Genomic DNA, 20,623 nt, shown 5'->3' with positions numbered 1-20,623 from the left:
CAGTTGCGATCAACAGCTGCCCTAAAAAAAAGGAGCCGAAGCTCCTTGTTGTGTTTGTCTATATTTTAGAAGGTAATCCGGCGATAACTACGGTATTCCGGTTTCCAGAAATTCGCCTCAATGGCCTCTGCCAGTAACTCGTCACTGATTACCGGCGCTACACCGGCCAGCATCGCCGCTTTAGCCACTTTAAAGGCAATAATTTTCGAAACCTTCTGGATTTCATTTAAATCCGGCAGCAGATCGGCCGCTGGATCGAGCAGCATCGGCGAACAGTCTGCCAGTGCATTACTCGACGCCATCAGCATACTGTCTGTGACTCGGGTCGCGCCCGAGGCGACTACACCCAAACCAATACCCGGGAAAATATAGGAGTTATTACACTGTGAGATATGATAAATCTTGCCATGATAATTCACCGGTGCAAATGGACTACCAGTTGCAATCAGCGCCTTACCTTCAGACCATTGCAGGATATCAGCCGGCACCGCCTCAACCCGTGAGGTTGGATTCGACAGTGGCATTACAATTGGTCGCTCACAATTTTCCGTTAGTGTGCGAATAATTTCTTCGGTAAACAGCCCCGGCTGACCCGATACACCAATCAATACCGTTGGTTTGGCATGTTTGACTACATCGAGTAGTGAAATCATGTCATCGGCATTGCCCCAGGCTGCAACCCGTTCAGGCGGCTGTGCCAGTTTGCGCTGGAAGTCCAGCAGATTCGGCTGGTTTTCGGTGATCAGGCCAAAACGGTCAACCATAAATACCCGCGCACGCGCTTCGGCATCGCTTAAACCTTCATACATCATCTGCGCAATAATCTGCTCGGCTATGCCGCTACCAGCAGAACCGGCACCGAGGAAAGCCACCACCTGATCTTTCAGCTGTTTACCAGCGGCACGTGAGGCAGCAATTAAACTGCCCACCGAAACGGCTGCGGTGCCCTGAATATCATCATTAAAACAGCAAATCTGGTCACGATATTTGTTTAACAATGGCATGGCATTGTTCTGAGCGAAATCCTCAAACTGGATCAGCGCTTTTGGCCAGCGGCGCTGGATCGCGGCAATCACTTCATCAACAAAGGCATAGTATTCATCGCCGGTAATCCGCGGCTGATTCCAGCCCATATAAATTGGATCATCCAGCAGTTGCGGGTTGTTGGTACCTACATCTAAAGTAATTGGCAAGGTATAAGCCGGGCTGATCCCACCACATGCGGTATATAAGGATAATTTGCCAATCGGAATGCCCATCCCGCCAATGCCCTGATCACCAAGACCTAAGATGCGCTCGCCATCAGTGATTACAATCACCTTCACGTTTTTCTTGTTCACATTTTGCAGAATGTCATCAATATGGCCGCGGTCCGGATAGGCCAGGAAGATGCCACGATGACGGCGGTAAATATCAGAAAAACGCTGGCAGGCCTCACCGACCGTTGGGGTATAAATAATCGGCATCATTTCACTTAAGTGATGCTCAATTAAGTGATAGAACAGGGTTTCGTTGGTGTCCTGAATATTTCGTAAATAAATATGCTTGTTGATGGCATCGTTAAACGACACATACTGCTGATAGGAGCGCTGACTCTGTTCTTCAATGCTCTCGATGGCATGTGGAAGTAAACCGTGGAGATTAAAATGGCGGCGTTCCTCTTCTGTAAATGCACCGCCTTTATTAAGCAAAGGCAGCTCCAGAAGCGTGTTTCCGGCATAAGGGATGTAAAGCGGTTTTTTGGTGGCTGAATTCGCTGATGTCATTTCCGATCTCATTATTCGATGATCCAGAAGGAGGCTCAAAGCAAAAGTTCCTCTGGGAGATAAGCTAGCTTAGCCCGTTTTGAGGACAATGGGGTATTTAGAAAATTGATAATGATTTGTGGATAATTTAGGTACTGAATAAATTTGTCCAATCGGGCATCCAGTCACGAAATAACGCTTTCCCGAAGCTCAAAATGCGGTTTTTTATGCCCAAATCAATCCCCTGCCTGTTTAGCTTACAAATCCTCGACCCATCAGGATGTAGTTTTTCGCTGTTTTTCTGTTACATGCAGCCAGTGCAGATTTTTCAATTGGCCTCAATTTGGGTATGCTCTGGGGCAAAACACAACGACATATTTAAAAATCATGTATATCAAGCCATGGATTGCACTGGGCGGTTTGGCCGCTGTGCTGGGTGTAGGCGGCTGCCAGACCCTTTCCAATACCACTGAAAAAGTCAGCGATCGGGTGACCGGTTTATTCTCCGCTAAAGACAAAGCACCGAAAATCGACAAAGATGGCGTGGTGGATATCAGTAAAAAAACTCTGGAACAACTGGAAAAATTTACTGCCAGCATGCCGACTCAACAATGGGTTTATATTGAAAATGAACAGCTGGGACGCTATCAGCTGAAAAACAAAGCACAAGATGGAGTGATTCTGACTCTGGCCCTACAATGCAAGATCAGCAGCCAGCGACCGACCTTCTCGCTCAGCAACGCCGAGGGCAAGACATTGTTAAAGGCCTATGATCCGAATGCCGGACAGATCCAGTTCCTGCTCGACAATCAGAATTATGGCAATCCTTTTAATGTACATACCGATGAGCCATTGAAACGCTTCCAGGCAGCCATTGCGCAGGCCAAGGTGATCAAGATTTTTAATGCCTCCCGGCTCTATACCTTCCAGAATGGCAATGCCGATCTGCTGAGTAAACCGGTGTCCTGTCAGGAGTCTGGTGCATCGGGCTAAATGCTATTTGGGTGCGCCCGGCATATCCACCAGCATCGCGGTAAACCGGCGCACCAGCGGTAACACCACCAGCACCACTGGAAAGGCAATGGCCCAGGAAATCATCCAGTTCTGGAACCACAGTGTGATCAGCCCTTCGACCCAGCCCAGCGCACGCAGCATATTGACCATTGAAATAATACCGCTCATCAGGCCAGACAGCAGCAGCGGCATAATAATGCCCGCCCATTTTGCTGGCAGTTTAGGAATGTTGGCGATAATTACAGGACGTTTGGCGTGCATGCGTGCTCCTACAGCGGGACAAATCCGTCATTGATCAGGTCATTTCATGGCCATGGTAGCATTTTCAGGCTACAGATGGCGCAGAATGTCGGACAATCTTCATTCACTACAAATGGGTTCACCTAAAGACAGTGAAATTTGCTATATTTGCTGTTTTTCTGCGACATTTATTTTTCGACTGATTATGAATACGGCAATCCAAGCAGCTCTTGAACATGCAGTGCAATCCCTTCAAGCAGAAGGTGTCCTCCCAGCAGACTGGAACAACACCAGTAATTTGACGCGAACCAAAGACCGAAGCCACGGTGACTTTGCCTCAAATATCGCCATGATTGCCTCTAAAGCTGCTGGCATGAAGCCACGTGATCTGGCCGAAAAAATTCTGGCTGCATTGCCAGAAGTGGCAGACATCAGCAAAGCAGAAATTGCCGGTCCGGGGTTTATCAACTTCTTCTTAAATGCCGACCAGCGTTTTGCCATTCTTGATCAAATTCAGGCGCAGCAAGACCAGTTTGGTCGCACCAAGGTCAACGCGGGCAAACGTATTCAGGTTGAATTCGTTTCGGCCAACCCGACGTCCAGCCTGCACGTGGGTCATGGTCGCGGTGCTGCTTATGGCATGACCGTTGCCAACCTGCTCGAAGCCACTGGCGCGACCGTAGATCGTGAATACTATGTGAACGATGCCGGCCGTCAAATGGACATTCTGGCAACATCAACTTACCTGCGTTATCTGGAACTGACCGGTCAGGAACTGGTATTCCCGAAAAATGCCTATCAGGGTGATTACGTCAAAGAAATCGCGCAAAGCATTATCGACCAGGATGGGGATGCTTATGTACGTCCAGTGGCCGATGTCTATAAAGATGTGCCGGAAGATGTGCAGTATGCAGCCGAGCCGGATGCAGAAGGCAACAAGGTGGTCCTGTCTGGCGATAAAGAAAAACATATTGATGGTCTGATTTTCAATTCACAGACTTTAATTGGCGAAGGCTATCGCGTGTTCCATCAGGCGGCTTTAAAAGCCATTCTGGATGACATTAAAGATGACCTCGGTGAGTTTGGCGTAACCTTTAACCAGTGGTTTAGCGAAGCCTCTTTAACTGAAAAAATTGATGAAGCGCTGCAAACGCTGGATCAGCGCGGTTATCTGTATGAGCAAGAGGGCAACATCTGGTTTAAATCGACTGAGTTTGGCGATGAAAAAGACCGCGTGGTCAAACGTCGTAATGGTCAAACCACTTATTTCGCTTCAGACATTGCGTATCACCTGAACAAATTACAACGTGGCTATACCGACCTGATTGATATCTGGGGCTCTGACCACCACGGTTATATCTCTCGTGTAAAAGCCGCGATTGATGCGATGGGGTATGATTCGAAAAAACTGACTGTTTTACTGGTACAGTTTGTGAGCTTATGGCGCGGCGGCGAGATGGTACAGATGTCTTCCCGTTCTGGCCAGTTCGTGACCTTGCGTGACCTGCGTAAAGAAGTCGGCAACGATGCAGCGCGTTTCTACTATGTCATGCGTAAATCTGAGCAGCACATCGACTTTGACCTGGATTTAGCAGTCTCACAAAGCAAAGACAATGCGGTGTATTACATCCAGTATGCGCATGCCCGTATCTGCCGTATGCTGGAAAAAGCAGCCAGCACAGGCGTGAATTTTAATGCGCTTGACGCGCGTCAGTTTGCGGCCAAGCTGGAACTGGAGGCTGAAACTGAAATTCTGGCCAAGCTGGCGGCCTATCCTGAAATTGTGACCCGTGCTGCCAATGCCTGCGAACCCCATCAGGTTGGTAACTACTTGAAAGAATTAGCAGCTTTATTCCATGGCTGGTATAATGAACACAAAGTGCTCAATGATGATGCTGCGCTTACTCAAGCCCGCTTATTGCTTTCAGTAAACGTACAACAAACCTTGCGCAATGGTTTAGAATTATTAGGTGTTTCTGCACCTGAAAGCATGTAAACCAAGACATTCTTCTGCTGGGCAGGCGTACCATCACGCACCTGTCCAGCCAATCAGCCAATAATCAGAATAAAGAGGTTCCCTCGTGTTTGGAAAAACGCAACGCGGTGTATCAGAACGACCAAATAAGCCCAAAAAACCACTCATTCCGACCTGGTTAGGCACACTGGTGGTGATTCTGGTCGTGTTATGTTTCGCAGTGGCCTTAATGCTGTGGAAGCCGTGGGAACCTGTGCCACCAAAAGGCCAGATCACTTCTGAACATTATCAGGAAGACACCAACAAGGATTACCGCTTCTATGACCTGCTGCCCCAGCAACAGGTAACACCAATTCCGGAGCAGGCCGTACCTGAAACCCAGGAACAGACGGCAGTGGTGATTGTCGAAGCGCCAATTGTTGAGCCGGCAGCGCCCGCAGCCGCCAGTGAAGCGACGGCGGGCATCACGCCCACTGAACCGCCCGTGGCCGCGCCTGCCAGCTATATTCTGCAGGTCCGCAGCTATACCGATCCGGATGCCGCCGATGCACGTCGAGCTGAAATTATTCTGAATGGTCTGTCCGCCGATGTGGTCAAAACCGTAGAAAGTGGTGAAACCTGGTATCGGGTAATTTCGGGCCCGTATACCTCTGCAGAGGCGGCGCTAATTGCCCAGCAAACCCTGCAACATAGCGGGATTGATTCGATTGTGGTGAAACGCCAATAATAAAAAAGATGCGCAAGCATCTTTTTTTATAGCTTCAAATTTTGTTTAGGCCAACTGTGCCTCTAGCTTCTGTTCACGAGCGAACGCCCGCTGATAGCCCTCGCGCTGTGCCAGTCGCTGCAGATAACGCTCAATCTGCGGATATTTGCCATCAGTACGGCTTTGCAAGGCCTGTAGCGGAAAGGCCATCTGAATATCGGCAAAGGAAAATGTGCCGGCAAAATAGTCATGTGTGGCCAGATAATCTTCCAGAAACTGGATATGATCTTTGAGTCGCGGCTGAATAAAACCCTGCCGGATACCTTCACTGACTTTTGCTGCCACCGGACGAATCAGCCAGGGTGCGCGCTGCGGCACTTTGCTGGCCACCAGCTGCATCACCAGCAATGGCATCAGTGAACCTTCGGCATAGTGCATCCAGTAACGGTACTGCTGCTGATCGGCCGGACGTGTTGGCTTGAACTGCTGCGCCGCATCATACTGTTCCTGTAAATACTCTAAAATCACCGCAGATTCGGCAATCGGCTGCTCACCATCTGTCAAAATTGGTGCTTTACCCAGCGGATGCACCCGTTTTAACTCGGGTGGTGCGGCAAAACTCGGTAAACGGCGATAAAATTCAATCTGATAAGGCTGGCCCAGTTCTTCTAAGGCCCACAAAATACGAAAGGAACGCGACTGTTCCAGATGATGCACAGTAATCATAATGACACTCTGATTGTTTTTCTTGAAATAAAGAACCACCGGCCACCTTGACCGGTTGCGGCAACTCAGCATCATCAGGCCCACCCATCGATCGCGACGCTTGGGCCTGAAGTTCAATTCATCATGCCTGCTTAACGTGAAGCACGCATTTTATCTGGCAGGGCCGGTGCTTCCAGCCGTGGCCCATTATAATCTGGAATGCTGCCAAAACGCGGGTCCTGATTGACCCACTGTTCACGTGCCTCGCTCAGCTCGTCCTGGGTACGTCCGACAAAGTTCCACCATAGTAAAATCGCGGATTCAAATGGCTCACCGCCCAGTAACAGTACGCGTGCACCCTGGTGCAGTTCAATCTCAATGTCCTGCAGACCCGGCTCCAGCACCACCATATTGTCTTCGTTCAGTTCATGCTGGTTAATATGCGCCGTGCCTTCTAGCGCCATAAAGCCATATTCAAAGGCCGGATTCAGCTGAAGCCGGGTGCGCACCGTTTCTGCCGCAGTTAAGTCCACTGCCAGTAACGGGCTATGCACCTCAACCGGCGAGCGGGTTTCCAGAAACTCCCCGACCAGCACGGTAAATTCAATCCCATCTCGTGACACCACCGGTAATTCAGGATAATGGTCAAAACGCGGCGGCATATTGCGCTTGGCATCCGGCAAGGCAATCCACAGCTGGGCCGCATGCATGTGGGTTTCCTGCTCTGGCGCGACTTCGGTATGCGAAATCCCCTGCCCGGCTGTCATCAGGTTGACCTGTTTCGGCCGGATCAATTGTTTGGAGCCGATACTATCGGTATGCATGAGGGTGCCTTCAATCATCCAGGTAAAGGTTTGCAGGCCAATATGCGGATGTGGTCCGACATCCAGCCCGTCACCCTGCGGAAAGCTGACCGGACCGGCATGGTCTAAAAAGCACCAGGCGCCAATCATGCGTTTATAACGGCTGGGCAAGGCGCGTTTAATGACGGTGCCCTGCCCGATTTCTGCACGGCGCAGCGGCACTTCCTGAATAAACTGCTGGATATATTTTTCACAATCGTCTGAATGGGACAGTTCGGTATAGTTGGCATTGGTCATAGTTGTATCCTAACTCTGGCGATGTTCCATGTCGCTCATCTTGTTGTTTATCTTATACGCGGATGCTGCATGAGTTTGCTATAGTTCAGTTAATATGCAGCATTCTCCTGGCAGAACAATCAAAAAATCGCTTTTTGTTGTAAGGATTCATGTGAGCACCAGCGCACAATTTCCCCTCTTTTCCTGCTGTTTTCAGGCTTTTTTTCAGCAAATTACCCATATTTAGGGAGGTCTTTTTTTAATCGCGAAAGCTATACTATTACTTTGATTTTATTAAAGACTTGGGGCAATTCTATGAAGATAGGAAATCGGATTAGAATGTCGACGAATTCAACAGATCTTGCACCCGATGATTCGGATCGACATATTTTACAAGCGTCAGAGTGCGACCTGGAAAGTCGTCAGGCCCTGGAACAGGCCCTGCAAGATCCGGCTGCCCGTATTCCGCCCCAGTTTGAAGACTATTTTTATAAATTCCAGACCATTCACCAGAAGCTGTATTTACAACAGGTCAATCACATTGGCCAGCTGGCATTTTTACTGTACTTTTTCGCCGATTATTTTGTACTGCCCGATGTCAGTCTGCTCTCCGGTATCGCCAGAGTCATCGTGATTGTACTGGCCATCAGCATTAATTATTTCCTGTTCAAATATGTGAAAGATATCCGGATCCATGACCAGATTTTACCGGTCGGCACGCTGGTTTGTGCCGGCCTGTGGTTTTATCTGATGTCCTTGTCGAACAGCCCCTATATCGATATCTATATCTATGCCTCGGTCATTTTTGTGGTGCTGGCCAATTTGTGTATTCAGGTGCGCTTTAAGCCGGCGCTATATACCTCGTTTTTAATCAGTACCGTGGTGTTTTTAGGCGTATCTAACTTAACCAGTGCCATTGAAACCATCATTTTTGCGCTGGTCTATCTGCCAATCTGGCTGTTCAGTTTATATATCAGCTGGACCAATACCCTGAATGCACGGCGTAATTTTCTCAGAACCATGCTGAATGACTGGAATTTCCATATTCTGCAAGAGCTGGCACATACCGACGAGCTGACCCAGCTCAGCAACCGCCGCCAGTTTGTGCATATTGCCGAGCATAAGGTACATGAATGGCCGCAGCATGCTTCGACCTGCCTGCTGATGTTTGATGTCGATTATTTCAAGCAGATTAATGACACCCATGGTCATGATGTCGGTGATCAGGTGCTGCAGACCATTGCTGATATTGCCCGTAAGGAAATGCGGCGCAAGGATATTCTGGCGCGTTTTGGTGGCGAGGAATTTACTGCTTTACTCACCGAAACCAGTCTGCAGGATGCACTGCTGATTGCCGAACGTTTAAGAACCAAAATTGCTCAGCACCGGATTTATATTGGCCAGAATATCAGCCTGAATTTTACTGTTTCGATTGGCGTGTCTGAGCTTAAAGCCGAGCAGCCTGATTTAACCACATTAATTAAAGAAGCTGATATTGCCTTATATGCGGCCAAACAACATGGGCGTAATTGTGTGCTGCACTATGATATTGGCATGAGTGAACCGAAAAAACCGGCCTGCCCGTCCAATATTTCCTGGGTGGTTTAAATGCAAAAAGAGCGCCGAGGCGCTCTGCAAAATGAATTAGAAATTATCTTCATCAAAACGGTCTTGGTCGATTTTATAGATATGGAAACTCCGTTCTATCTGTACCCCTAAACCAAATTCAATCATCAAGGAGGTCAGCTTATTGCCATCAATTAAAACAATACCTGATTTCTTCGCAGACTCAATTGCCTCTTTACTAAAACTTGAAGTTGTAATGAAAACACCCTTCTTGGCGACCTGATCTGCCAAAGCGCCTTTAAACTGCTGAATATCAGGACGCCCCACGGTATTTTCCCAGCGTTTTGCTTGAATATAAATTTTATCCAGACCTAAGCGATCTTCGCTGATTACACCATCAATTCCACCATCATTCGTTTTTCCAATTGCTTGCGCTGCATCTTGATGTGAACCGCCATACCCCATAGCGACAAGAAGATCGACAACAAGTCGTTCAAAAAATAAAGGAGATTTATCTTTTATGATCTGAAGTAAATCATTTTTCAAATTAGACTTTAATAATTCTGTCGTAGTCTGAATCGTTTCTTCAGGTGTTTGTGTTTCCGGATAAACATTTAAACTTTCTGCATCTGTTAAAGTTTTAACTTCCGATTCATCTTCATTTTTCTTTCCAAATTTAAAACTTTTAAACCCGTCAAATTGGGCTAAAAATTCATTGGTTATAGCATTTAAATTTTTTAAATCAATTGTTCTTCCTAAATCACTGATCTCACAATAGGCCCTTTTAGGCTGCTGAATTAAGCCTGCTTTGACTAAATATGTCTTTGCCCATGAAACTCTATCTTTAAATATATTTTTTCCACTTGGCAGTGTTTGATTTAAATCTTCTTCAGACAGATTTGAACGTTCAGCTAAAACATCAGCAGCATCTGAAATTTTAATGGGCTGATCTAATTCCGACAATAATCTCATTAAAGGAAGCATTAACTGATCGTATGTAGGTAAAGACATATTTTTAAACTTAAGATTTTATTTTTATTCAGTATAAATAAAAAAAGAGCGCTTAAGCGCTCTTTTTTAAATAATTTTGGGCTTTAAACGGCTGGGCACCTTGCGCCCATTTTAAAAGCAGTGCTTTAAAATGGGCTCATGGCGTAATTCAGGCACAAAGCAATGCTGCTTGAAAGCTCACTGGCGCGGGTACCCTTGGCGTAATTCAAGCACGAAATAATGCTTCGTAAAACCCACTGCCGCGGGCACAGCCCTTGGCGTAATTCAGGCGGACAGCAGTGCTGTCCGAAAGCCCTGAATTACTCCCATTCAATTGTTGCAGGTGGTTTAGACGATACGTCATATACCACACGTGAAACGTCTTTAATCTCGTTCATGATACGAGTTGAAATACGATCTACCAGATCATATGGCAGGTGCGCGAAACGTGCTGTCATAAAGTCAACTGTTTCAACGGCACGCAGGGCAACAACCCAGGCATAACGACGGCCATCACCCACCACACCCACTGATTTCACTGGTTGGAATACAGCAAAGGCTTGTGCCGTTTTATCATACCAGCCGCTGGCACGCAGTTCCTGCATAAAGATGTCATCAGCCAGACGTAAAATGTCGGCATATTCTTTTTTCACTTCACCCAGAATACGCACGCCCAAACCTGGACCTGGGAATGGATGACGGTAGATCATGCTGTGTGGCAAGCCTAGAGTCGTACCCAATTTACGTACTTCATCTTTAAACAGGTCACGCAATGGTTCAACTAGGTCAAATGCCAAATCTTCAGGCAAGCCACCTACGTTATGGTGCGACTTGATGACATGCGCCTTGCCTTGTTTGCTGGCAGCAGATTCAATCACGTCTGGATAAATCGTACCTTGTGCAAGGAAGGTTACGCCATCGAGCTTACGCGCTTCTTCAGCGAAGACTTCGATGAATTCGCGACCGATGATTTTACGTTTTTTCTCTGGATCAACTTCGCCAGCCAATGCAGAAAGGAAACGGTCTTCCGCATCGGCGCGGATCACGCGGATCCCCATGTTGTCTGCAAACATCTGCATCACTTGATCGCCTTCGTTTAAACGCAGCAAACCGTTGTCTACAAATACACAAGTCAACTGATCGCCAATTGCTTTGTGCAGAAGTGCTGCTACAACTGATGAATCCACACCACCTGACAGACCTAACAATACTTTTTCATTGCCAATCTGTGCACGAAGCTGTTCTACACGCAAGTCAATAATATGTTCTGGTGTCCACAGACCACGACAACCACAAATCTGGTGTACGAAGTTAGACAGTAATTCTGCACCTTTCGAAGTATGTGTCACTTCAGGGTGGAACTGGATCCCATAGAAACGGCGAGTTTCATCAGACACCATGGCAATCGGACAGCTTGGTGTGCTTGCAGTCACCTGGAAGCCTTCTGGAATACGTGCAACCTTGTCACCATGACTCATCCAGACATGCAGCTGGTTTTCACGGTCTTGCAGCTGACCAATCAGCTGGTCACGTACCACTATATCCACTTCTGCATAACCGAACTCATGTACAGTACCTGGCTCAACTTTACCGCCAAGTTGTTCACACATGGTTTGCAAGCCATAACAGATACCCAGTACAGGTACACCTAACTCAAATACCACTTGCGGCGCACGCGGGCTGCCTTCCAGGTGAACACTTTCAGGTCCACCAGACAAGATGATACCGTTTGGATTAAATGCGCGAATGTCTTCTTCAGACATGTCATAGGCATACATTTCAGAATATACACCAGCTTCACGGACACGACGTGCGATGAGCTGACTATATTGAGAACCGAAATCCAGAATCAGGATACGATCTTCAGTAATTTGAGTATTGGTAGTCATGACAAACAACTATGAAAGGCAAACGAAAGATAAGCGCCGTATTCTAGCATTTTTTCTGCGCATTAAACACAAGATTCAGATCAGTCTGTGCGGATCCCCGAATCAGGCCGCTACCGGCAGATGTTCTCGACCCTCTTCTTTATTATCTATTTAGGCAAAAAATAAGGCAGCCGGAGCTGCCTGTACTGAATGACGGGAAAATTATTTCCCTGCATTGCGTCTTATTTTTCAATCAGATGATCCAGGCTCAGTTTACCTGCACCTTGTAACACCAGCAGCAGGAAACCGCCTGAAATCGCCAGGTTCTTCATCAGGTTAACCGCATCTTCCGGTGCACCATGGAACATAAATGCAGTCAGCAAACTGAATACTGCCAGTGCCAATGCCACCAGACGGGTTTGCAGACCCAGTAAAATTGCCAGACCACCACCCAGCTCCAGCAGAATCACCAGCGGTAACAGGCCACCCGGCACCCCCATCGCTTCCATATAGCCCATCGTTGCGCTATAGCCGGCAATTTTGCCCCAGCCCGACACAATAAAAATATAAGCCAGCAAGACACGCGCCAGTAGCAGCGACAGGTTGTTTAAGGCAGGGGTTTGAAAGATTTTGGCAACCACAGTATTTGGATTAAACATGAGAGAACCTAGAGCAGATCAGTAAAAAGATGCTGCTATCTTAGGGACTGGCCGAAGATCAAAAAAATCACCATTTCAAAGATGTATCGTTGCAAATTTAGAATGATGACAGCGGAAATTTATTTACGTTTTTCTACTGACTTTCACCAACCGGACTGATAGGATTTGACTACATTTCTGCTTGTTTTTCCCTCATGGAACTGATTGATTTTATCCTGCATGTTGATGCGCATTTACTTGAGTTCATTACCAATTATGGGGTCTGGATTTATGCCATCCTGTTTCTGATTATTTTTGTTGAAACCGGTCTGGTGGTGATGCCCTTTTTACCGGGAGACAGCCTGTTATTTGCAGCCGGTGCGCTGGCGGCCTCGACCGGTGCCATGGATCCGTGGTTATTGGGCGGCTTACTGTTTATTGCCGCTGTCTTGGGCGATACCCTGAACTATCATATTGGTAAATATATTGGGCCACGGGTATTTGAAATTGAATCACGCTTTATTAATAAAAAACACCTAATTGCCACCCAGCAATTCTTTGCCAAGCATGGCGGTAAAACCATTATTTTTGCCCGTTTTGTGCCTTTTGCCCGCACCTTTGCCCCTTTTGTTGCCGGTGCCGGGAGCATGAACTATAAATACTTTCTAACCTATAACGTAGTGGGCGCTTTCTGCTGGATTGGCTCATTTATTACCCTGGGTTATCTGTTTGGTAACATGCCAATTGTGAAAGAGAATTTTACCTATCTGATTTTTGGCATCATTATTTTAAGTGTCTTGCCGGGGGTGATTGGTTTTGCCCGCCAGAAGCTGAAAAAGCAGGTCCGCGCTTAAGCGAAAAAGCGCAGAATAACCGGAAAAGCACACAGCACCAGCAACATGGCCGATCCTTTATACAAGAGATCGGCTTTTATTTGCTTGGATTCTCCCGATAAAATCGCGCGACCAAAAGACATCCAGAACAGCGCAGTCGGCAACAGCACCAGACAGAACACTGCATAAACCATCAAGAAATTGGTCGGATTATCCCAGGTTTCAGTCGGTAAAATCCCGGCAGCAAAAAGTAGTGCCTTGGGATTTTTTAAGGTGGCAAAAAACAGCTGATGCGGGCGGATAGACGGGTTGAGCTGGTTATGCTTGACCAGATGCGCATGCTTCCACAAATGAAAAGCCGTCCACAGCACATATAGTGCGCTCAGGCCATGCAGAATATGGCTTAAATACGGCCAGATTGGGACGGTCAGATGAATCAGCAGCGCCCACAAACTGATGGCATATAAATAGCCGAGCAGCTCGGCAGGCACAAATAAACTGGTTCTGGCAATCCCATGTTGATGTGCTGAACTTGCAAGCAAAGCATTGGTTGGTCCCGGAATAAGCAGAACCGCAATCATTGCCAGCACAAACAGCCAACTTTCAATCATAGACACCTGAGATTACCTGAAATTAGGCGCACACCTTATATTAATTTGATAAAAACTGACAAGTTTTTCTCACGACTGGGAGGATATTTGGACAGACAAAAAAGCCTTTATTTTTATTTAAATTCAAGATTTTTAATAATTTTTTCTGAAACATTTTGCTAAGATTTTTCACGCTGTGACTCGCATAAACTGCCAGCCTAGCGTGAAAAATGCGAAGCCTTAACTGGCCTGCTTGGTGCGTACAACAATTGGACAGCCTTTAAAACGCGCCGCCTGCACAATGGCTTCCTGCTCGCCCAGCACCCGTGCCAGTTCAGTATTTTTGGTATTCGATGATTGTCCCATATTGACCGAAACACTTGGGCCAATGCCCCAGCCGCCACGACTGCCCCAGCCTCCGCCAAGACCCACCCCCACACCAACGCCGGTCCGTTTAGGCGCCTGTACGCCCTGATCAATATAGGACTGAATCCGGTTATATTCGCTTTGCAGCTGCTGACAGTTCAGCGCCTGATAATGTGTAGGCGAGACATAGGTCGGTTTAACCGTCGTGGCACAGGCACCCAGCAGCAAGGTTCCGGCAGCCAGCAGGCTGATATACAGTGTTTTCATGCCCATCTCAGGATTGTTTCTGTTCAATCTCATTGAACAACGATTGATAGGCCTGCGTCAATTTATGATCTGTAGCAAAATGAATAAGCGGCAGATTTTTATGATGCGACTCTTTCATGATGACTGAGGGTGGCAGCATGCTGTTAAATACCGGTAACTGCTCCTCTTTCAGCTGCTCGACCACTTCTCGTGGCAGCTTGGCCTGGGCCTGGAACTGGTTCACCACAATGCCTTCAATCTCCAGCTCGGCATTATGATCTTCCTGGGTTTCCAGCACATTTTCAATCAGGCTGTGCAGGGCACGTTTGGAAAACACATCGCAGTCAAACGGAATTAATACCCGGTCAGCCGCAATCAGCGCCGATAAGGTAAAGAAGTTAAACGCCGGCGGTGTATCAATAAAGACCCGCTCATAACGCCCAGCCAGTGAGGCCAAGGCATCCCGCAATTTATAGATTTTATGTTTGCTTTCTAAGGCATGGGCCAGACTGCCCAGGTCCGGACTGGCTGGAATTACATCCAGATTTGGAAAGGGCGATTGATGCACATAGGCTTCCAGACCTTTGGCGCGGCTTTTTAAGATCGAGCCCAAGGCATTGCCAATTAAGCCTTTGCTTTGGGTATTGCCCAGCACTTCTTCAAAATAGTTCTGGATATTTGGCTCTAGTGCCGGCTTATGGGTGGAATAGGTGGCATCATCCCCCAGTAAATACTGGCTGGAGTTGGCTTGCGGGTCCAAATCAATGACCAGGGTTTTAAAGCCCTGATGGGCACTGATAGCGGCCAGATTGACCGTAATACTGGATTTTCCAACGCCGCCTTTCTGGTTAAAGACCACACGTGTTCGCATGTCTATCCCTCTGATTTTATATTCTAATTGGCTCAAGTGTAGCGAAGTATAGCCGAGAGATAGACATTATTGTCGAACAATTAACCAAAACTTGGCTTGATCATTACCAAGGCGATAATCGCCAGTAATGCAACCAGGGCTATGCCCCAGCCGGCGCGGCGTTGCACCAGTAAAATACTGTCCGTTTTACGGTAGGCTTTCATTAACGAAGACAGCATCACCAGGAATAAAATGATTTTGGCATAAAACCAGGTTTCGACCTGAAAATCCTTTAATGCCAGCAGCACAATTCCGGTTACTACTATCAGCGTAACCGATAAATGTTGTAGCGCCACCCATAGTGTGCGTCCGGCCGGATTGGGCTGGTTGCCCTGCACGCCTTTAAATAAGGTCAGGCCACGGGCCAGCAGAATGACCAGCAATACGCTGACGCTGGTCATATGAATAATTTTAAGTAAAAGTTGGGTTTCCATGAACTGTTCTGATCTCTATTTCTTGTTCCGGGTTATTGTTTCGGGGCGTGGGCACATTCCGGGCTTGAGGTATCCTGTCCTTGCCATTCATCCTGAACAAAGGCATGAATCGCCAGCGCATGAATCTTGCTTGGACTTAACAGATCACCGACCGCGGCATAGACCTGTTGATGGCGCTGTACCAGACGCAAACCGGCAAACTGTTCACTAACGATTACCACTTTAAAATGAGATTCCTTCCCCGGATAATAGCCGCCGTGGCCAGAAGATTCATTCACCACGTCTAAATGTGTCGGGTTCAGGGTGTGTAAGCGTTCAATCAGTTGTTGTTCTATACTCATGATCATGCATCCAAAAAGGCCTGAGATTGATCTTAGTATACTCTGTTCTTTTTGCGATATTGTGGCGACCGGCTGAAAACCACCTTTTTCCCGCCTGAACCGCCGCTATTGGCTGATTTCACAGCAGAAATCATCTAAACCTTGGTCAAAATGGCTTTTATTTATGCAATCAGCACAAGTTTTTTCACAAAGTTATTGACCCTGTTTTTGCATAATGTATTATACACCGCATGCGGGAATAGCTCAGTTGGTAGAGCACAACCTTGCCAAGGTTGGGGTCGCGAGTTCGAGTCTCGTTTCCCGCTCCAAATTCTTTTTTGTTCATTTTTTAAAGTAAAAAATTGATCGACCCTGCGGGAATAGCTCAGTTGGTAGAGCACAACCTTGCCAAGGTTGGGGTCGCGAGTTCGAGTCTCGTTTCCCGCTCCAAATTCAAAAAGCCCTAATCGAAAGATTGGGGCTTTTTTCTTGTTGATTTTATTATATTTTTTAAAAACTCTTCTTCCTTTGTTCTTCGATTCAATAAAAAATATTCTTAATGTAATTTGTATTTTGTGACCAAGATGTGACCATGGCGTGCCCACGACAATAAAAATGGTCTCAATTGACCTTAAATGTCCTCAATCGATCACCAATTTTAGAGCTTTTTTGAAGGCAAAAATCACCCAGTTCTCTTCCAAACAAGGTGTTTTTTTACCAAACGATCAAGGATTTGTGACCATTTCACTTTTTGATGTGACCATTTGTGACCAAACTATTCACTAACAGATTGTTCTTTATTGTCTTTTTCAAAAACAAACAAATCTCCTACCTGCACATCTAAATAATCGCAAATACGATCGATAGTCTCTAAATCAATTCGAGTCAATTCGCCATTATAAAGCTTATGCAAAGTTGTCTTATTAATACCTGTGCCACGAATTAAGTCAGCTACACGCATTTTTCTTTCGGCCAACAATATTGGTAGTTTACAAATAACCATTAATTTTTCCTCTAATACAATGAAAATTTAATTGCATTTAATTAAATTTGAGGTTATTTTAGGTCTAAGGATGAAAAATTCCTTACATCCGATGAATTACGTTAGGAATACAATTATGTCATATACCTATCTCACAGCCCAGCAACTGGCTGAAAAAATCCAGTACGACGCTCGTACCATTCGTAACCAACTGAAGGACAGTGTCTTTATTGAAGGTGTTCACTACATCCGTCCTTTCGGTGGTCGCAAAATTCTTTTTGTTTGGGAACGCATTGAAACTGAAATGCTTAAATTCACTGGTTTAAGCATGGATGCCTTGCAATAAGGCTTAGGAGGTTTAACTGATGGCTACCATCCGTGAACGAAGTGGAAAACTGATTGCAGACTTTCGCTACATGGGCATCCGTTGCAGAGAAACAACCAATCTTGAAGACAATGCTTATAACCGACGCATTTTGAAAAAACGTCTCGAGCAGCTTGAAGCTGAAATTACTTTGGGAACTTTTGAATACGAAAAGTACTTTCCCAAAAGTAACCGTGTTGAGGAGTTTAAGGAAAAAAGAAGTCAGCAAATTGCTGTACAGACCAAAGTTCCTCTTTTTAAAGAGTTTACTGAATTGTGGTTTAAGCAGAAACAAGTTGAATGGAGAACCTCATATCAGCAAAAGGTTTCAATTATTATCAAAAATTACTTGATTCCTGCTTTTGGTAATCAGGTTCTCTCGAAAATCAAGAAGTCAGACTTGCTGAACTTCCGTGCCTCTCTCGCCAAAGTGACACACGGAAAAGATCAGACAAGTCTGAAAGCATCGAGAATCAATCAAATCATGACGCCTTTACGTATGATACTCAATGATGCGGCTGAACGATACGAGTTTGAGTCGCCTTATAAAAATATTAACAATCTGAAAGAAAGTAAGATTGAAGTCACTCCCTTTTCTCTGGAAGAGGTACATAAAATTCTTACCACTGTTCGTGATGATTTTAAGCCTTATTACACTGTTCGCTTTTTTACAGGTATGCGCACCAGTGAAATCGATGGTCTGCAATGGAAAAATATCGACTTACAGCGTCGTGAAATCCATATCAGAGAGGCGTTAGTGAATGGTGTGCTTGGTGGAACCAAAACTTATGGTTCTGACCGCACGATCCAGATGAGTGATCGGGTTTATCAGGCCTTTCTGCAACAAAAAAGCTTAAATTCTGGAAAATCAGAATTTGTATTTTGTAATCGCGATGGTGGGCCGCTTGATTATCGCCTGGTCAATAAGCGTGTCTGGCATCCCCTGCTACGCTATTTAGGGCTAAAACCTCGTCGTGCTTATCAAACACGTCATACTGCAGCTACGCTCTGGTTGGCGGCAGGTGAAAATCCAGAATGGGTCGCTCGCCAATTGGGGCATTCAACCACTGAAATGTTGTTCCGGGTCTATAGCCGCTACATTCCGAATGTTACCCGTCGCGATGGCAGTGCATTTGAAGCCATGCTGGAAAAACTAAATACAGAGGAGCTTGCACATGAATAGTAAAGCTTTCTTTGGTGGTGTGGTCGTCAGCGCTGAAGCAGATATGGTCGCGCGTGAACTCATTCACGAGTTACACATTCCCAAACTGCACAATCTGGCCTTTTTGCTGGAAATCAATAAATGCTTCGATGATCACCAGGCGTTGAGACTCTGGTTACAGCGAATGCTGGATGAAGGGCAAGCTCATTACGATGACTTGGCTCAACAGGCCCGTCTCCGGTTAATGAGCCTAGCTCACTAATAAAACAAACATAAAAGGTCATCAAATCGATGACCTTAGCCCCTCTATATCTATAAAAAGGTGAACACATGCATAAAGATATTTCAATTTGGATGCCACTCTATATTGGCGACCTACAGGCAAAATTTGCACGAATGACGGCAGAACAAATTGGTGCGGCACTGCTGTTAATGATGGATTTCTGGAAAAATGGTGCCATCCCTCATGACCTAGCTACTGTATGTAGCATCACGAAATTACCTCAGCACACCAAGGCTAAAACTTTGTTGAATACGCTGATGGCTCTGGAATTGTTTGAAGTCGAGTCTGAGCAGATTCATTCAAGTTTTTTAACCAGTTTAAAAAGCCAGGCATTGCAAAATCAGCAAATGAAATCTGATAAAGCTAAAAATGCAGCTCAAGCACGCTGGAATAAATCCGCAAGTAATGCTCAAGCATCAACCAAGCAACGAAAAGTAAATGCTCAAGCAGCTCCTGAGAAGAGCTCGAGTATTACTCAAGCCATGCTTGAATCATGCCCTTCATCTTCATCTTCATCTTCATCTTCATCTTCAAACTTTGAAGAAAAAAATGAGGATTTTTTAGAAAGTTCCAAATGGATTTAGGAGAATAATCATGAATACCATGCTTAAAACACTCCAGTTTCGCGCAGAAACAACGGAAACACTTTGCCCTGTCCATCATATACCCCTGATGGAAATTGCAGGTCACAGGCTCTGTAAATTGTGTGCCAAAGAAACCGTCCATCACTCACATGCAGCCTATGAAGATGAATTGCAACAGCGATTGCTACAACAGAAAATCAAAAACTCAGGGCTCAATAAACGCTACCTGGATCGTGGCTTCAAGAATTATGTAGTTGCATGCCCTGCACAAGACAATACCATCAAACTATGTCAGGCCTTTGCACAGCAGATTATTTCTGACCACAACCCGAACATGTTGATGATTGGTACACCAGGTACAGGTAAAACCCATCTGAGTGCATCAATTATTCGCAACATTCTGCATAACAGTACAAAATCTGCACGCTACTATACCAGTGCAGAAATTGCTCAAAAAATGATGGACACTTGGTCAGATGCTTCACGCTCTGAAAAGGAAGTCATCGACCATTTCTCCAGCTTTGATTTATTAGTGATTGATGAATATGGCCTGCATGACCGGCATGAAAAACGCCTGGAGATGGTGCATAAGGTCTTATATAGTCGTTATGACAATATGAAATCTACCCTGCTGATTTCCAATTTCACAGTCCAAAATATGCAGCGGGATTTAGGTGTCCGATTATGGTCAAGGTTGCATGAAAATAGCCTGATCATTGTTCCATGCTACTGGGCAGATCAAAGGATTACTTAATACTGCTTGCAAAAAAGAGCCTTGTTAGACGGCTCTTTTTAACTTATCTCTTTTTTAAATTAAGTGGCTTTGTTGCACAAACCTATCTGTAAAGGGTTTTTCAGCGATATAATTTTCAAATGAAGAAGCCTACACACAAAATCTACCGCACAACCAATTGGCCCGCATATAACCGAGCACTCATGAGTCGCGGAAATATTGCCATTTGGTTTGATCCTGCTACGCAATGGTATGCGCCCCTTCTAAGCTAGGTTTGTGCAACAAAGCCT

23 protein-coding genes, 2 tRNA genes and 1 pseudogene are annotated in these 20,623 nt (G+C 45.9%); 13 read left to right on the top strand and 13 right to left on the bottom strand.

Translation table 11 applies throughout. The annotated features are described in order from the left end of the window. Window positions 1-65: 65 nt before the first annotated feature. Window positions 66-1,766, bottom strand: a complete 1,701-nt coding sequence (locus tag VF685_RS11555) for an NAD-dependent malic enzyme (RefSeq protein WP_016658973.1) — start codon at window positions 1,764-1,766, stop codon at window positions 66-68. Between the two features lie 366 nt (window positions 1,767-2,132). Here VF685_RS11555 and VF685_RS11550 point away from each other — a divergent pair, with 366 nt between their 5' ends. Beyond that, window positions 2,133-2,738, top strand: a complete 606-nt coding sequence (locus tag VF685_RS11550) for a hypothetical protein (RefSeq protein WP_286385436.1) — start codon at window positions 2,133-2,135, stop codon at window positions 2,736-2,738. Window positions 2,739-2,741: 3 nt separating this feature from the next. Here the strand turns inward: VF685_RS11550 and VF685_RS11545 are convergent, their stop codons facing one another. Continuing rightward, the gene (locus VF685_RS11545) at window positions 2,742-3,020 is read right to left on the bottom strand and encodes a DUF2798 domain-containing protein (protein ID WP_005181365.1); all 279 of its coding nucleotides are present in this window, start codon (window positions 3,018-3,020) and stop codon (window positions 2,742-2,744) included. Window positions 3,021-3,204: 184 nt separating this feature from the next. Between VF685_RS11545 and argS the strand changes: the two genes are divergently transcribed. Both argS and VF685_RS11535 read left to right on the top strand, forming a co-directional pair. Further along, a complete protein-coding gene (gene argS, locus VF685_RS11540; RefSeq protein ID WP_127799285.1) occupies window positions 3,205-4,995 on the top strand; it encodes an arginine--tRNA ligase in 1,791 nt (596 codons plus the stop codon). Between the two features lie 85 nt (window positions 4,996-5,080). Further along, window positions 5,081-5,701, top strand: coding sequence for an SPOR domain-containing protein (locus VF685_RS11535; protein ID WP_005181359.1), 621 nt, complete (start codon window positions 5,081-5,083; stop codon window positions 5,699-5,701). A gap of 45 nt (window positions 5,702-5,746) precedes the next feature. Here VF685_RS11535 and VF685_RS11530 read toward each other — a convergent pair whose 3' ends face one another. Further along, window positions 5,747-6,406, bottom strand: a complete 660-nt coding sequence (locus VF685_RS11530; protein WP_016658968.1) for a glutathione S-transferase family protein — start codon at window positions 6,404-6,406, stop codon at window positions 5,747-5,749. A 131-nt stretch (window positions 6,407-6,537) separates the two neighbouring features. Beyond that, complete coding sequence (locus VF685_RS11525; RefSeq protein ID WP_286385439.1) at window positions 6,538-7,485, bottom strand: pirin family protein; 948 nt, start codon at window positions 7,483-7,485, stop codon at window positions 6,538-6,540. Between the two features lie 318 nt (window positions 7,486-7,803). Between VF685_RS11525 and VF685_RS11520 the strand changes: the two genes are divergently transcribed. Further along, the gene (locus tag VF685_RS11520; protein WP_016658966.1) at window positions 7,804-9,072 is read left to right on the top strand and encodes a GGDEF domain-containing protein; all 1,269 of its coding nucleotides are present in this window, start codon (window positions 7,804-7,806) and stop codon (window positions 9,070-9,072) included. 36 nt (window positions 9,073-9,108) lie between these two features. On the opposite strand, the gene VF685_RS11515 is transcribed toward VF685_RS11520, so the two are convergent. The 3 genes from VF685_RS11515 to VF685_RS11505 all read right to left on the bottom strand — a co-directional run bounded on the left by VF685_RS11515 (window position 9,109) and on the right by VF685_RS11505 (window position 12,547). Beyond that, window positions 9,109-10,041 carry a restriction endonuclease gene (locus VF685_RS11515; protein ID WP_104472473.1) on the bottom strand — a complete coding sequence of 311 codons (933 nt, stop codon included), beginning with the start codon at window positions 10,039-10,041 and terminating at the stop codon, window positions 9,109-9,111. 299 nt (window positions 10,042-10,340) lie between these two features. After that, window positions 10,341-11,909: a glutamine-hydrolyzing GMP synthase gene (guaA, locus tag VF685_RS11510; protein WP_163169910.1), complete on the bottom strand. Its 1,569-nt coding sequence runs from the start codon at window positions 11,907-11,909 to the stop codon at window positions 10,341-10,343. Window positions 11,910-12,130: 221 nt separating this feature from the next. Next, a complete protein-coding gene (locus VF685_RS11505; RefSeq protein WP_286385442.1) occupies window positions 12,131-12,547 on the bottom strand; it encodes a DoxX family protein in 417 nt (138 codons plus the stop codon). A 194-nt stretch (window positions 12,548-12,741) separates the two neighbouring features. On the opposite strand from VF685_RS11505, the gene VF685_RS11500 reads away from it, so the two are divergent. Continuing rightward, window positions 12,742-13,380: a DedA family protein gene (locus VF685_RS11500; RefSeq protein ID WP_005181345.1), complete on the top strand. Its 639-nt coding sequence runs from the start codon at window positions 12,742-12,744 to the stop codon at window positions 13,378-13,380. Here the strand turns inward: VF685_RS11500 and VF685_RS11495 are convergent. From VF685_RS11495 to VF685_RS11475, 5 genes are all read right to left on the bottom strand, one after another. After that, a complete protein-coding gene (locus VF685_RS11495; RefSeq protein ID WP_016658963.1) occupies window positions 13,377-13,970 on the bottom strand; it encodes a LysE family translocator in 594 nt (197 codons plus the stop codon). The genes VF685_RS11500 and VF685_RS11495 overlap by 4 nt on opposite strands. A 219-nt stretch (window positions 13,971-14,189) precedes the next feature. After that, window positions 14,190-14,582 carry a hypothetical protein gene (locus VF685_RS11490; protein WP_005181343.1) on the bottom strand — a complete coding sequence of 131 codons (393 nt, stop codon included), beginning with the start codon at window positions 14,580-14,582 and terminating at the stop codon, window positions 14,190-14,192. A gap of 7 nt (window positions 14,583-14,589) precedes the next feature. Next, entirely contained in the window at window positions 14,590-15,432 is an 843-nt protein-coding gene (locus VF685_RS11485) for a ParA family protein (protein WP_005181342.1), read from the bottom strand. Window positions 15,433-15,512: 80 nt separating this feature from the next. Beyond that, window positions 15,513-15,905: a SirB2 family protein gene (locus VF685_RS11480; RefSeq protein WP_005181341.1), complete on the bottom strand. Its 393-nt coding sequence runs from the start codon at window positions 15,903-15,905 to the stop codon at window positions 15,513-15,515. 32 nt (window positions 15,906-15,937) lie between these two features. After that, complete coding sequence (locus VF685_RS11475) at window positions 15,938-16,246, bottom strand: BolA family protein (protein ID WP_016658959.1); 309 nt, start codon at window positions 16,244-16,246, stop codon at window positions 15,938-15,940. A gap of 232 nt (window positions 16,247-16,478) precedes the next feature. Between VF685_RS11475 and VF685_RS11470 the strand changes: the two genes are divergently transcribed. Further along, window positions 16,479-16,554, top strand: a tRNA-Gly gene (locus tag VF685_RS11470). A gap of 45 nt (window positions 16,555-16,599) precedes the next feature. Continuing rightward, window positions 16,600-16,675, top strand: a tRNA-Gly gene (locus VF685_RS11465). Window positions 16,676-17,000: 325 nt separating this feature from the next. Here the strand turns inward: VF685_RS11465 and VF685_RS11460 are convergent. Continuing rightward, complete coding sequence (locus VF685_RS11460; RefSeq protein ID WP_004895349.1) at window positions 17,001-17,228, bottom strand: helix-turn-helix domain-containing protein; 228 nt, start codon at window positions 17,226-17,228, stop codon at window positions 17,001-17,003. A 115-nt stretch (window positions 17,229-17,343) separates the two neighbouring features. On the opposite strand from VF685_RS11460, the gene VF685_RS11455 reads away from it, so the two are divergent. The 6 genes and pseudogenes from VF685_RS11455 to VF685_RS11430 all read left to right on the top strand — a co-directional run. Beyond that, window positions 17,344-17,553 (top strand): hypothetical protein, encoded by a 210-nt coding sequence (locus VF685_RS11455; protein WP_000122748.1) that lies wholly within the window; start codon window positions 17,344-17,346, stop codon window positions 17,551-17,553. A 19-nt stretch (window positions 17,554-17,572) separates the two neighbouring features. Then, a complete protein-coding gene (locus tag VF685_RS11450; RefSeq protein WP_163169909.1) occupies window positions 17,573-18,754 on the top strand; it encodes a site-specific integrase in 1,182 nt (393 codons plus the stop codon). Beyond that, complete coding sequence (locus VF685_RS11445) at window positions 18,747-18,995, top strand: hypothetical protein (protein WP_156188726.1); 249 nt, start codon at window positions 18,747-18,749, stop codon at window positions 18,993-18,995. The genes VF685_RS11450 and VF685_RS11445 overlap by 8 nt, the downstream gene beginning before the upstream one ends. 68 nt (window positions 18,996-19,063) lie before the next feature. Further along, on the top strand, window positions 19,064-19,600 hold the full coding sequence (locus VF685_RS11440) for a DUF1376 domain-containing protein (RefSeq protein ID WP_180046649.1): 537 nt from the start codon (window positions 19,064-19,066) through the stop codon (window positions 19,598-19,600). 10 nt (window positions 19,601-19,610) lie between these two features. Beyond that, window positions 19,611-20,354 carry an ATP-binding protein gene (locus VF685_RS11435; RefSeq protein WP_168382060.1) on the top strand — a complete coding sequence of 248 codons (744 nt, stop codon included), beginning with the start codon at window positions 19,611-19,613 and terminating at the stop codon, window positions 20,352-20,354. Between the two features lie 119 nt (window positions 20,355-20,473). Continuing rightward, window positions 20,474-20,590, top strand: a pseudogene (locus tag VF685_RS11430) (IS5/IS1182 family transposase); the annotation flags it as partial. Window positions 20,591-20,623: the final 33 nt, after the last annotated feature.

The organism is Acinetobacter sp. Brlt_5 (assembly GCF_051949055.1).
In the GTDB taxonomy this organism is placed as follows: domain Bacteria; phylum Pseudomonadota; class Gammaproteobacteria; order Pseudomonadales; family Moraxellaceae; genus Acinetobacter; species Acinetobacter indicus.
This window is presented reverse-complemented; position numbering and strand designations above follow the sequence as displayed.